The organism is Colwellia sp. PAMC 20917 (assembly GCF_001767295.1).
GTDB lineage: Bacteria > Pseudomonadota > Gammaproteobacteria > Enterobacterales > Alteromonadaceae > Colwellia_A.
The window spans coordinates 2038109-2049562 of record NZ_CP014944.1 but is presented as its reverse complement, the minus strand read 5'-3'; the positions used below and the strand labels follow the sequence as shown (position 1 = coordinate 2049562).

Below are 11454 nucleotides of genomic sequence, written 5' to 3'. Positions count from 1 at the left end.
TATAGCCCTATATTCTTTTGATGAAAAAGTCTTGTAAGAAGTGAGTAAAACCCGTGTTAGATAAATTACGTAATGTTGCCATCATAGCCCACGTTGATCATGGTAAAACAACTTTGGTTGATAAATTATTAGAACAATCAGGTACCCTTGATGCCCGCGGCGGTCTTGAAGAACGCACGATGGATTCGAATGATATCGAAAAAGAACGTGGTATCACAATCTTAGCTAAAAATACGGCTATTAACTGGAACGGTTACCGTGTAAACATAGTAGATACTCCTGGCCATGCTGATTTCGGCGGTGAAGTTGAACGTGTTATGTCAATGGTAGATTCGGTTTTACTTATTGTTGATGCACAAGAAGGCCCTATGCCACAAACGCGTTTCGTAACGAAAAAAGCGTTTGCTCAAGGTTTAAAGCCAATCCTTGTTATTAATAAAGTTGATAAGCCTGGTTCTCGCCCTGATTGGGTTATGGACCAAGTTTTTGAATTGTTTGACAACCTTGGCGCTACAGATGAACAGCTTGACTTTAAAGTTGTTTACGCTTCAGCAATCAATGGTTGGGCTTCGCTTGAAGAAGGCGTAACCGGCACAGACATGACACCTTTATTTGATACTATTCTTAAAGAAGTGCCAGCACCAACAGCGGATCCAGATGGTCCATTCCAAATGCAAATATCTCAACTTGATTACAGCTCTTACTTAGGTGTAATTGGCGTTGGCCGTATTACTCGTGGTTCTGTTAAACCAAACCAACAAGTGACGATTAAATTAGCAACTGGCAAGATTCATAACGCTAAAGTTGGTAAAGTATTCGGTTACTTAGGTCTAGAAAGACTTGATATCGAAGAAGGTTTTGCTGGCGATATTATTGCTATTACTGGTTTAGGCGAGTTAAAAATATCTGATACGGTTTGTTGTCCTACAGAAGTTGAAGGCTTACCAGCATTATCTGTTGATGAACCTACTATCAATATGACTTTCCAAGTAAACACTTCACCATTTTGTGGTAAAGAAGGTAAGTATGTTACTTCGCGTAACATCAAAGACCGTTTAGACAAAGAATTAATTCACAACGTTGCTTTACGTGTTGAGCAACTTCCTGATGCTGATAAATTTAAAGTATCAGGTCGTGGTGAGCTTCACTTAGGCATTTTAATCGAAAACATGCGCCGTGAAGGTTTTGAGTTAGCGGTATCACGTCCTGAAGTTATTATTCGTGAGATTGATGGTCAAATACAAGAACCTTATGAAAACGTGACCATTGATGTTGAAGAACAGCATCAAGGACCTATCATGGAAAGAATGGGTGTTCGTAAAGCTGAATTAACAGATATGGCACCTGACGGAACGGGTCGTATTCGTATGGACTTCATCATGCCAAGTCGTGGTTTGATCGGTTTCCAAACTGAATTCATGACATTAACGTCAGGTTCTGGCTTAATTTATCATACATTTTTTGAATACGGACCTCATAAAGGTGGCGATATTGGCCAGCGTAAAAATGGTGTAATGATCGGTAATGCAACAGGTAAAGCATTAACGAATGCAATATTCAACCTACAATCACGTGGTCGTATGTTGATCGGACACGGTGTTGATATTTATGAAGGTCAAGTTATTGGTATTCATAGCCGTGACAACGATTTAACAGTAAACGCTCTTAAAGGTAAGCAGTTAACTAACGTTCGTTCATCAGGTACTGATGAAGCACAAACGTTAACACCGCCTATCGTTATGTCACTTGAACAAGCGCTTGAATTTATTGATAACGATGAGCTAGTTGAAGTTACACCACTGAGCATTCGTATTCGTAAAAAGCTTTTAAAAGAAAATGAACGTAAGCGTGATACTCGTCCTAAATAAGCCTCTTATCTAGACGATTGATAAAAACCAGCTTCGGCTGGTTTTTTTGTCAGTAAATTTGAGTAAGCCTAAACGCAATATTGTGTAAGACATGTCTTAAAAACACATAAGAAGTAACACAACACACTGTTAATAAAGTGGGTGATTGTATTTTAATTTATTGTTTTTTAATAAAATTAATTAAGTGAGTCAGTTATGTCTAAATATTGAGTTGACGCTAATCATTACACCTCACTGGTGAATATTAGTTTTACTGATACGATTAGTTGCATGTGAACTTTAAAAGTAACGGTGCAGGGAGCAAACTTATTGTGGAGCAAAGAAAATTAAATCGTTTAAATGATCTATTTGAAAAAGCTGTTGCTGATAAAGCTAACCTTATCGAACGCAGAGAGTTAAAAGTTCTTTATCAAGAGTATATTGATGATGGCAGAGAAATAACTTTGCCCATACAAAACGTTATTTACCCCCAACATGCCACAGCTTCATAATGATCCAGCGGTATCTTTAAATAATATTATTAGGAAAGGGAATTTCGAAATGTCTCCAGAGCAACTCAAAGTGTTACAACGATTAAGTCAACTTTTTGAAGAAGGCCGAGCGGGTCCGAGTCAAATAAGAGAGCTGTCAAGCTTACTTACTGCTATTAACCAAAACCAAGATCGAAGTGATGTTTTTGCTAATCCCCCCTTTTCACACGCTAGATCAAGTAATGACACGTTATAACTTATAATCTCAGCAACATGAAATCCTACCAATAAAGAGTAAGTCTCTGTCATTAAGTTGATGGCGGCTCATTTAACATAAACAAGCTACCATCTATCATCACTCACCATTAATTTTATGGTACTAAGCAGACACTCATAAAAGTGCTCCTTTTGTACTAAGGGTTCTTAAGTGATTTTATGAATGTTTGTGATTTGTTAATTGAATTGTTCATTTCGTTAATTAAGCGTTCAACATCTTGTTCAATTAATTTATATTCTGTTTTAAGCTCACCGATAGCTCGCGCATTAAGATTATGTTTTAAATAAAGCATATTATCTTTAAGCGCATCAAGAATAGGTTGCATTCTCTTCTCCGCATTACGCATTGATTCAATCACTGAAGTATAACGATTTTGGGTTTCGTTATAACGCGATTGACTTTGGCGTTTTAATGATTGATTAGTAAATTGTTCTAATTCACTATTCCATTCATTAAACAAAGCTTCAGCGACAGCTTCAATTGAATTAATACGAGCAGTTACATCCTCAGCAGCAACTTTACTCGTATGATAGTGATCATTACTTATTTCATATTGTTGTTGCAGTTCACCACCATCAAAATTTACTAATGCAGAGAACTGTTCTAAGGCATTTTTAAATTCTTCTTTTGCTTCCTCTTGTGACTCAGTAGCAGTTTCAACACGATCGATTAATATATCACGTTTATGTTTACCTACTTTTTCCATGGCCGAATAGTAAGCAGATTGACAGCCGACTATTGACAGTAAAAGAAAAAATAACGAGACCTTAATTGTAATCTTATTCATTAGTTCCTACCTTTATAGCGAGCAGCATCGATGACTGCCCACAGATGAAAAATAAGACCAGGAACCGCCATAAAGAATAAGATTCCTGTCGCTGCTAATGTGTAGTTAACCCAGGTTAACAGGAAAAACAGGATTGCTGCGAGGATCCTCCCTTGAACTAATTGACCTAAACCTGCAATAAAAAAACTACATATTGCCGCTAAAACATTACCACCTGAACCTTGATTAGACATCATTACTCCTACGTTAAATTTTATTACGATTATTATCACTATCACTTGCTTAGCAATTATCATAATATATTGTACACCATAAGATAATAACTAATTTGTAATGAACTGGATTAAAAGCATTAAAAACAACCAGCAAAGTCAGACTATTTGGCACTTTTGTTTGTTTTTTATCAATAGAATATTAAAAGAGCAAGTGCACATTACTGCCGGTTACTTATCTTATGTAACCTTGATGTCGCTGGTGCCTTTGATTGTAGTCATGTTGTCAGTTATGACCGCTTTTCCTATCTTTACTGATATTAAAGAAATCATTGAAAATTTTGTTTATCAAAATTTTATGCCTGCTGCGGGTGATGTGGTTAAAGAACATATTACTGGTTTTGTCACGAATGCTTCAGAGATGTCAGCTATCGCCATTAGTTTTTTATTCTTATTTGCTCTATTGCTCATTTCTGCCATTGACACTAGCTTAAATAAAATTTGGCGGGTCACAACCAAAAGGCGTATTGTTACCGCTTTTTCTATGTACTGGATGGTACTGACTCTTGGACCTGTCTTAATGGGCAGTAGTATAGCGGCAACTTCATATATTGTTTCTTTGATATCGATAGGGAATTATGACGTTTTCGGCCTTACCAATATAGCGTTAAGAGCTTTGCCTATTTTTGCTTCGATTGGCGCATTCCTTATTTTATATATGGTGGTGCCTAATAAGGTGGTGCCGCTTAAACATGCCTTGTTTGGTGCAACATTAGCGGCACTTTTATTTGAAGTCGCAAAAAAAGGCTTTGCTTTTTATATCACGCAACTCCCTTCTTATGAAGCTATTTACGGTGCTCTAGCGGGTATTCCGATTCTTTTTTTATGGGTGTATTTATCTTGGCTAGTCGTGCTTTTCGGTGCATTGTTTACGGTCAGCTTAGAAAATTTTAAACCAGAAGATCACCAAAGAGAACACTTAGATAAGCATCAGATAAGTTAATTTATAAAGGCTTGTTTGAAACTGACAGTTTTTAATATTTTGCGCCATAATATTATTTATGGTCTCAATAAACAGAGTAAATACATGTCACGGTCTTTATATCCTAAAATAGCAACATATTCTGAAGAGTTGTTACCTGTTGGGGGGCAGCATCAAATATATCTTGAGCAGTCGGGTAACCCAACAGGAATACCTGTGTTATACCTTCATGGTGGTCCTGGTAGTGGTTCAAGTGAGAACCATCGGCGTTATTTTGATCCTGAACTGTATCGTATTATTTTATTTGATCAGCGAGGTTGTGGGCGCTCAAAGCCCTCTCCGTCCATACTAGATAATACCACCGTTCATTTAATTGACGATATCGAAGTTATTCGTCAACACCTAAATATTGAACAGTGGTTAATTTGTGGTGGCTCATGGGGAACAACTTTAGCACTAACCTATGGTATCGCTCATTCAGATAAAATCTTAGCTTTTATCTTACGTGGTGTATTCCTCGGGACTCGATCTGAATACCAATGGCTTTACAGTCACAAGGGGGCAAAAAACTTTTTCCCAGAGTACTATCAAGAATTTGTTGAACACTTACCAGCAGAGCTACAACATTCTCCACTGTCAGGTTATCACCAAGTACTCAATTCAAGTAATGAAGTCGCGGTGATCTCGGCCAGTAAAGCTTGGACATTATGGGAATTAAGGTTATCAACCCTTGAGCATCACCATATAGGCCTGGCGCATGTTGATGACGCCCATCAAGCTTTATGCATGGCAAAGGTATCAAGTCATTACTTTACTCAAGATTGTTTTATCAACGAGAATTACATTTTAGAAAATATTGATAAACTAACCGCAATCCCTGCGATTATTCTTCATGGCCGTTACGACATGGTTTGCCAGCTTGATAACGCTTTTTCACTGACTAAATTTTGGGATAACGCGCAATTACAAATTTTGCCTTGTGCCGGACATAGTGGTTTTGAGCGACAAACTATTGATGCATTTTGTCGAGCGAGCGATACTATGGCAAATTTTCTAGCCGAGCAATAAAATGATCGCAGTTATTCAAAGAGTTTCACAAGCAAGTGTTACGGTTAATCAACAAGTGATAGGGAAAATTGATCGAGGGATTTTAGTCTTACTTGCCATTGAGCCTGACGACAACGAAACTAAAGCTAAACGCTTAGCGCAACGGATTGCCGGTTATCGTATCTTTGAAGACGATGCAGGAAAAATGAACCTAAATGTTAGTGATATTGACGGAGAAATTTTAGTTGTTTCACAATTTACATTAGCCGCTGATACCCGTTCAGGTATGCGTCCAAGCTTTACTTCTGCAGCTAAACCAGAAGTCAGCATCCCACTATATAATTATTTCTGTTTACAATTGCGTGGTCATGGTTTTGCCGTGCCTACGGGCGAGTTTGGTGCCGATATGAAAGTCGAACTAGTCAATGATGGTCCCGTTACCTTTACACTCACTTGCTAAGTGGAATGAACTATTGCATGCCATGTCGCCAATATTTACGCCAGCGTTTAAATGTTCTCGCGGGTAGCACGGTGTTAGCAAGTAAACTCTCTTCAGCTTGACTTAACATATCGTAGGGCAGTAAATGAATAATAACATTTAAGTAATGAGGAATATGAAAGTACACTAGCTGTTTAGTTGGAGCGAGCACTTTTAATTCGGCGAGAAAATAATTAATTTCTTCGTTTGATGGGCTTGGCAAGTTAAGTGATAAAACAGCTTGCTCGTCTACTTTTTTTAAGATATTTTTGGTTAAAATTAATGAGTCATTAATTGACTGATTTTTATGGTAAATATCACAAATAAACCAATCAGGTTTCATTTTTTTATGGTGATGAAGCCAATCTAGTGCCGAGCAATGGTGTAAATTAACTTTGGTCGCTTGTGGATTAAAAAAGCGTTCGAAACATTCAATAACTTCTTGCGAATATTCAATGGTGTGTAAGGTTAAATCAGGTAAATAATGTAATAAAAATCGTGCTAAATTACCACCACCTAAGCCAAACTCAACAACTTTTTTAGGGCGAAAATAAAGTAAAGGTGATAATAAGCTGATTTGATGAGGGAATGTGAGTTGTGAGGGCTTACGCTTTAGCATCATGCTTTGCACGACATTATCAAAAGCTAACCAACGATAGTGTTGGTTTTCACTCACCGAAATGGAGTCATCATTTTGCGTGTAGTAACTTAATTGACCCTGTTGGATATTTTTAACTAATTTCATAATAGCGTATACGAACGAATCTTTTCAATTGTTATAGGTAAGCATAACCAATGTTTGAGTGTCGAGCACCCATAAGCCAGCAAGAATTTGACCAATACTACCACTTACGCTGGACAATATTACGTAAACCATCACAACAAAAACAAGGAAGTGAAAAAGATGACTTGGAGAGGCAAGCGATTCATCGAGCCATTTTTGATGATAAAGGTAATATTATCGCTGTTGCCCGTCTTCACTTTTGTAGCTTGTTAGCAGGGCAAATCCGTTATATGGCGGTTGCTGATGATTTTCAGGGTAAAGGGTTAGGACAACAGTTAATACTCTCCCTTGAACAGTTTGCGAGCCGTTTAGGTGTCACTAAGCTCTCTTTGAAAGCACGGGAACAAGCGATCAGCTTCTATGAAAAACAATCTTATAAAAACATTGGCTTTTCGCACTTATTATTCAATAAAATTAAGCATTTCAATATGGAAAAAACGCTGGTAAGCGATGATTTTCATTGTGATGAACTATCAACAGCACTGCAAAAGACTTGGCATAGCACTATACCAATGAGCAAAGCGATGAAAGTGACGGTTGGTTATTACGATCAACAAAATTTAGTCACGACTTGTGATGAGCTTTTTAATAAAAATTTACACAATACTATGTTTGCGGGCAGTATCTACACACTAGCAACATTAACGGGATGGGGCTGGGTTTATTTGTTAATGGAACAGAATAATCTTAAGGGCAATATAGTGTTAGCTGATGCCAAGATTAGATATCATAGCCCAATAGCAGGGATAGCTTTTGCAAAAACAGGACGCTCATTAAGCTCAGGCAGTATTGATAACTTATTGACCAAGCAAAAAAGACAACTCTGCGTTGAAGTTCAGGTAATGAGTGGAGAAAAAGTAGCCGCAACTTTTAATGGCTTATATTTTGTTCTACCAAAATAAGCCAAATTTAGGATTTGATACCATGATAAAAATTATAGTTTGCCTTATAGGCCTTTGTTTTTTTAACGTCAGTGTATTTGCAAACAGCGACATAGATAAAGTGCTAGATACTTTTCATCAAGCTGCTGGCGATGCTGACCAAAAAATTTATCTTGATTTACTTGATGAGCAAGCCGTATTTTTAGGCACTGATGGTCAAGAGCGTTGGACAAAAGAACAATTTACTGAGTTTGTTACTCCTTATTTTAGTCAAGGACAAGGTTGGCGCTATAAATCTCGTCAAAGAAATATTACGCTTATTGCATCAGCAAATAATAGCGAGCAATTGGCATTTTTTGACGAGTTACTCGACAATAGTCACTATGGCGAATGCCGGGGCTCTGGTGTGCTTAAGTTGACGTCTAATGGTTGGAAAATTTTACAGTATAATCTTTCTATACCTGTTCCTAATACTATTTCAACAGACGTTGTCAGTAAAATTAAAGAACATCATCAAAAGAATCGTTAATAAATTAAGGGAATACGATGGCAAAAAATGTTGCGATTATAGGTTGTGGTTGGCTTGGCTACGCTTTAGCAAAGCAATTATTGAGAGAACAATATCGCGTCACCGTAACGGTACAAAGTGAAGAGAAAAAGCAAAGACTAGCTAAAGAGCAAATAGATACAGAGCTTTTGATTTTACCTGTTGAAGATCCTAAATCAACAGTGTTAAGTGTTTTTGGTCACGATACGCTTATTATTTCTATAACACCACAGATACGCCAAGGGCGAAGCGATTACCCTGAAAAAGTTGCCCAGTTAATTGAAATGGCTGAACTAGGCTGTGTAAAAAAAATTGTCTTGTTAAGTAGTACTGCTGTCTATAATGGTTTGTCAGGTTTAGTTGATGAACAATCAGTGCTAGATATGAACGCTGATAAAGTGGCTACTCTTATTCGCGCCGAAAAAGCAGCAGAGGCCTTTTCAGGCGAAACAGTTATATTGCGCTTGGCCGGATTAATTGGGCCTGAGCGCCACCCCGGTAGGTTTTTACAAGGAAGAAAATTACTTTCTGACCCACAAGCCTTTATCAATCTAATCCATCAGGACGATGCGGTTGGTGTTCTAATGGAGATCATTAAAGATGAAAACATTAGGGGTATTTATAACGCGGTCAGCGCTACGGAAACATCTAAACAACATTATTACCATGCGGCAGCTGAGGCTTTAAACTTGCCGTTGCCAGAGTTCTCGTTTGAAACATCAATGCGTTTTGGTAAACGTATTAATGATGCAAAACTGCGTAATAGTTTTACTTATCAATTTACTCATGATGATTTAATTGTTTGGTTATATAAATCGGTTGCAGGGTTATAAGATGCTTAAAGCTTGGTTAACTAACAAAGCCACTCAGTTGTTTTTTGTTTTATGGTTGCATATTTCGTTATTAAACTTATTTTTTGTTAACAAACGAGGCATTGTGTTTTTGTGGCAACAAAATAGCGAACTTAATACCTTACTTACTCATTTTATTACTGCTTTAATTGCGGCCCTTATTTATATTGTCGTCACTAAGATTCGAATAGGTTTAGCAGAAAAAAAACTCACGATGGGTAATCATTTTTTTGTGGTGGGCTCAGTGGTTATGGTATTACTCATTGGCTTTTTTTTATTTTCAAGTTAATAACATAATGTTATTTATTTATCAAAGCACCTAGTTAAAAAGCGAGTTAACTACGTGCTTTATTTATTCTACTATTTTGAAGCTTAGCTATTATTTAATACCTGATACGGCTAACCACTGCTTAAAATCAAGTAAGTTTGCTGGTAAAATAACTTTTCTGTTTGCCTGGCTTAAGCCTTGCATTTGTTGAAGGTACTGCTCGGTTAATTGTAAATCAAGTGCTTGTTGTCCACCCGGTTGCTCAATGGCTATCGCTATTTTAGTGATTGAATCCCCCGTTGCCTGCGCAATAGCAATTATTTGTGCCGCTTTACCTTCCGCAGAATTTATACGACGTTGTTTTTCACCTTCTGAAATATTGATCATTTCAGTCATTAAACCTTCTGAACGGTTAATACGACTCGCCTTATCACCTAAACTTTTTGCTAGAATTGCCCGGCGTTCACGCTCTGCATTAACTTCTAACTCCATGGCATTTTTAACGGTATCAGGTGGTGTTATATTTTTTATTTCATAGCGATGAACACGTATTCCCCAACTTTCGCCTGCTTTATCTAATACTTCTACCACTTTAGCACTGATAACATCACGCTCTTCAAAGGTTCTGTCCAAATCTAAGGTACCAATAACCGAACGCGTGGTGGTTTGTGCTAATTGCATCGCGGCAAAACGATAGTCAGTGATACCGTAGCTTGCTTTTAATGAATCAATGACTTCGATGTAAATAACGCCATCAACTTCAACATTCACTTCGTCTTTTGAAAAACATTCTTGTGGTGGTACGTCGATTGTTTCTTCTTTTAAATCTTGAATAAAAGCCACACGGTCGATAAATGGCAATAAAAGATGAAAGCCTGCTTCTAAGGTACAGCGGTACTTGCCTAAACGTTCAACGACATAGGCAGACTTTGTTGGTACTAAGCAAATAGCTTGTACGAATTTGTAGGCTAGAAAGAGAAATATAGCGCCCCAAATAGCCAGCACCACGATATCAAGGTTACTGCCACCAATATTACTTATAGTTTGCTGGATCATTATTTTGCTCCTTGAACGGTTTGAGTTACTTTGTCCATGCCTTCGAAAAAGCCTTCTAATTTCGCCATTTCAGCGGGCATAATTGAGACATCTGCAGTTTTTAAAATAGACCCAGTTTGTTTAATAAATTGCTCTAGTAAACGCATTTTTATTGCTTTGTCGCCACCCGGAGTCATTGACGCTTTGGCAATCATGTTCATGCCCTCTGCGGTGGCTTGCGTTAGTATTTCAATTTCTTTTGCAAAACCATGTGCTTCATTAATTTGTCGTTGTTTATCACCCTCTGAAATATTAATGGCTTCTTGACGCTCACCTTCTGATAAATTTATTGTCGACTCTTTGTCAGCTTCAGCTAAAGTAATTTCAGCACGTTTTTTTCGCTCGGCTTCCATCTGTTTTTCAAGGGTATGAATGACATTAGCAGAAGGGGTGATATTCCTAACTTCGTAACGCAACATTTTGATGCCCCAAGGATCTGATGCTTTGTCTATTTCACGGACAATCGTTTCGTTAAGGGTGTCTCGTTCTGAAAACGTTTGTCCGAGTTTTAGCTTACCAATTTCACTTCGCATAGTAGTTTGCGCTAAATTCACACAAGCTCGGCGGTAATCTTCTATACCATAGCTGGCTTTGGCACCGTCCATAACTTGAATATAAACTAAGCCGTCGACTTCAATTTGAATATTATCGCGAGATATACAGCTTTGAGAAGGGATGTCTAAGACTTGTTCTCTTGTTTCATGACGGTAAGCGACGCGGTCAATAAAAGGAATAAGAAAATGTAATCCAGGTTGCATTATTGCGCGAAATTTACCTAAACGTTCGATAATACAAACTTCTTTCATTGGCACAATAAGGACCAGTTTGACAACAATAAACAGTAATCCAAGAAAGACAAAGGTGAGTGTGGCTAGCATAGGTTGCTCCCATATTTTTAGTTAGAATG

At 37.6% G+C, this 11454-nt stretch carries 15 protein-coding genes; 10 read left to right on the top strand and 5 right to left on the bottom strand.

Features of this window, described 5'->3' with window-relative positions; genetic code table 11:
- The first annotated feature begins 53 nt into the window (after positions 1–53).
- The 3 genes from typA (at position 54) to A3Q34_RS08825 (ending at position 2594) form a co-directional block, all read left to right on the top strand.
- A complete protein-coding gene (gene typA, locus A3Q34_RS08835) occupies positions 54–1868 on the top strand; it encodes a translational GTPase TypA (protein ID WP_070375026.1) in 1815 nt (604 codons plus the stop codon).
- A gap of 311 nt (positions 1869–2179) precedes the next feature.
- Positions 2180–2359: a hypothetical protein gene (locus tag A3Q34_RS08830; protein ID WP_157470925.1), complete on the top strand. Its 180-nt coding sequence runs from the start codon at positions 2180–2182 to the stop codon at positions 2357–2359.
- A 49-nt stretch (positions 2360–2408) separates the two neighbouring features.
- The gene (locus A3Q34_RS08825; RefSeq protein ID WP_070375024.1) at positions 2409–2594 is read left to right on the top strand and encodes a hypothetical protein; all 186 of its coding nucleotides are present in this window, start codon (positions 2409–2411) and stop codon (positions 2592–2594) included.
- A 157-nt stretch (positions 2595–2751) separates the two neighbouring features.
- Here the strand turns inward: A3Q34_RS08825 and A3Q34_RS08820 are convergent, their stop codons facing one another.
- Both A3Q34_RS08820 and A3Q34_RS08815 read right to left on the bottom strand, forming a co-directional pair.
- Entirely contained in the window at positions 2752–3402 is a 651-nt protein-coding gene (locus A3Q34_RS08820; protein ID WP_070375023.1) for a DUF2959 domain-containing protein, read from the bottom strand.
- A complete protein-coding gene (locus A3Q34_RS08815; RefSeq protein ID WP_070377078.1) occupies positions 3402–3635 on the bottom strand; it encodes a hypothetical protein in 234 nt (77 codons plus the stop codon). Before A3Q34_RS08815 ends, A3Q34_RS08820 begins: the two co-directional genes overlap by 1 nt.
- 100 nt (positions 3636–3735) lie before the next feature.
- On the opposite strand from A3Q34_RS08815, the gene A3Q34_RS08810 reads away from it, so the two are divergent.
- The 3 genes from A3Q34_RS08810 to dtd all read left to right on the top strand — a co-directional run bounded on the left by A3Q34_RS08810 (position 3736) and on the right by dtd (position 6103).
- On the top strand, positions 3736–4617 hold the full coding sequence (locus A3Q34_RS08810) for a virulence factor BrkB family protein (RefSeq protein ID WP_070375022.1): 882 nt from the start codon (positions 3736–3738) through the stop codon (positions 4615–4617).
- 84 nt (positions 4618–4701) lie between these two features.
- Entirely contained in the window at positions 4702–5664 is a 963-nt protein-coding gene (pip, locus tag A3Q34_RS08805; RefSeq protein WP_070375021.1) for a prolyl aminopeptidase, read from the top strand.
- 1 nt (position 5665) lies between these two features.
- Complete coding sequence (dtd, locus tag A3Q34_RS08800; RefSeq protein ID WP_070375020.1) at positions 5666–6103, top strand: D-aminoacyl-tRNA deacylase; 438 nt, start codon at positions 5666–5668, stop codon at positions 6101–6103.
- 10 nt (positions 6104–6113) lie between these two features.
- Here dtd and A3Q34_RS08795 read toward each other — a convergent pair whose 3' ends face one another.
- Positions 6114–6866 (bottom strand): spermidine synthase, encoded by a 753-nt coding sequence (locus A3Q34_RS08795; RefSeq protein WP_070375019.1) that lies wholly within the window; start codon positions 6864–6866, stop codon positions 6114–6116.
- Between the two features lie 50 nt (positions 6867–6916).
- On the opposite strand from A3Q34_RS08795, the gene A3Q34_RS08790 reads away from it, so the two are divergent.
- The 4 genes from A3Q34_RS08790 to A3Q34_RS08775 are packed head-to-tail and all read left to right on the top strand — an operon-like array spanning position 6917 to position 9473.
- Positions 6917–7807: a bifunctional GNAT family N-acetyltransferase/hotdog fold thioesterase gene (locus A3Q34_RS08790; RefSeq protein WP_070375018.1), complete on the top strand. Its 891-nt coding sequence runs from the start codon at positions 6917–6919 to the stop codon at positions 7805–7807.
- A gap of 22 nt (positions 7808–7829) precedes the next feature.
- Complete coding sequence (locus tag A3Q34_RS08785; RefSeq protein ID WP_083278151.1) at positions 7830–8315, top strand: nuclear transport factor 2 family protein; 486 nt, start codon at positions 7830–7832, stop codon at positions 8313–8315.
- Between the two features lie 17 nt (positions 8316–8332).
- Positions 8333–9166 carry an SDR family oxidoreductase gene (locus tag A3Q34_RS08780; protein ID WP_070375017.1) on the top strand — a complete coding sequence of 278 codons (834 nt, stop codon included), beginning with the start codon at positions 8333–8335 and terminating at the stop codon, positions 9164–9166.
- Between the two features lies 1 nt (position 9167).
- Entirely contained in the window at positions 9168–9473 is a 306-nt protein-coding gene (locus A3Q34_RS08775; RefSeq protein ID WP_070375016.1) for a hypothetical protein, read from the top strand.
- A gap of 90 nt (positions 9474–9563) precedes the next feature.
- On the opposite strand, the gene A3Q34_RS08770 is transcribed toward A3Q34_RS08775, so the two are convergent.
- On the bottom strand, positions 9564–10508 hold the full coding sequence (locus A3Q34_RS08770; RefSeq protein ID WP_070375015.1) for an SPFH domain-containing protein: 945 nt from the start codon (positions 10506–10508) through the stop codon (positions 9564–9566).
- Entirely contained in the window at positions 10508–11425 is a 918-nt protein-coding gene (locus A3Q34_RS08765; RefSeq protein WP_070375014.1) for an SPFH domain-containing protein, read from the bottom strand. The genes A3Q34_RS08770 and A3Q34_RS08765 overlap by 1 nt, the downstream gene beginning before the upstream one ends.
- Positions 11426–11454: the final 29 nt, after the last annotated feature.

What these genes read in the sequence shown, in the direction of transcription:
- A3Q34_RS08780 (WP_070375017.1), top strand. Translation starts at nt 8,333, where the DNA reads ATGGCAAAAAATGTTGCGATTATAGGTTGTGGTTGGCTTGGCTACGCT.
- dtd (WP_070375020.1), top strand. Translation starts at nt 5,666, where the DNA reads ATGATCGCAGTTATTCAAAGAGTTTCACAAGCAAGTGTTACGGTTAAT.
- A3Q34_RS08825 (WP_070375024.1), top strand. Translation starts at nt 2,409, where the DNA reads ATGTCTCCAGAGCAACTCAAAGTGTTACAACGATTAAGTCAACTTTTT.
- A3Q34_RS08785 (WP_083278151.1), top strand. Translation starts at nt 7,830, where the DNA reads ATGATAAAAATTATAGTTTGCCTTATAGGCCTTTGTTTTTTTAACGTC.
- A3Q34_RS08770 (WP_070375015.1), bottom strand. Translation starts at nt 10,508, where the DNA reads ATGATCCAGCAAACTATAAGTAATATTGGTGGCAGTAACCTTGATATC.
- A3Q34_RS08795 (WP_070375019.1), bottom strand. Translation starts at nt 6,866, where the DNA reads ATGAAATTAGTTAAAAATATCCAACAGGGTCAATTAAGTTACTACACG.
- A3Q34_RS08790 (WP_070375018.1), top strand. Translation starts at nt 6,917, where the DNA reads ATGTTTGAGTGTCGAGCACCCATAAGCCAGCAAGAATTTGACCAATAC.
- A3Q34_RS08775 (WP_070375016.1), top strand. Translation starts at nt 9,168, where the DNA reads ATGCTTAAAGCTTGGTTAACTAACAAAGCCACTCAGTTGTTTTTTGTT.
- A3Q34_RS08810 (WP_070375022.1), top strand. Translation starts at nt 3,736, where the DNA reads ATGAACTGGATTAAAAGCATTAAAAACAACCAGCAAAGTCAGACTATT.
- A3Q34_RS08815 (WP_070377078.1), bottom strand. Translation starts at nt 3,635, where the DNA reads ATGTCTAATCAAGGTTCAGGTGGTAATGTTTTAGCGGCAATATGTAGT.
- A3Q34_RS08820 (WP_070375023.1), bottom strand. Translation starts at nt 3,402, where the DNA reads ATGAATAAGATTACAATTAAGGTCTCGTTATTTTTTCTTTTACTGTCA.
- A3Q34_RS08765 (WP_070375014.1), bottom strand. Translation starts at nt 11,425, where the DNA reads ATGCTAGCCACACTCACCTTTGTCTTTCTTGGATTACTGTTTATTGTT.
- pip (WP_070375021.1), top strand. Translation starts at nt 4,702, where the DNA reads ATGTCACGGTCTTTATATCCTAAAATAGCAACATATTCTGAAGAGTTG.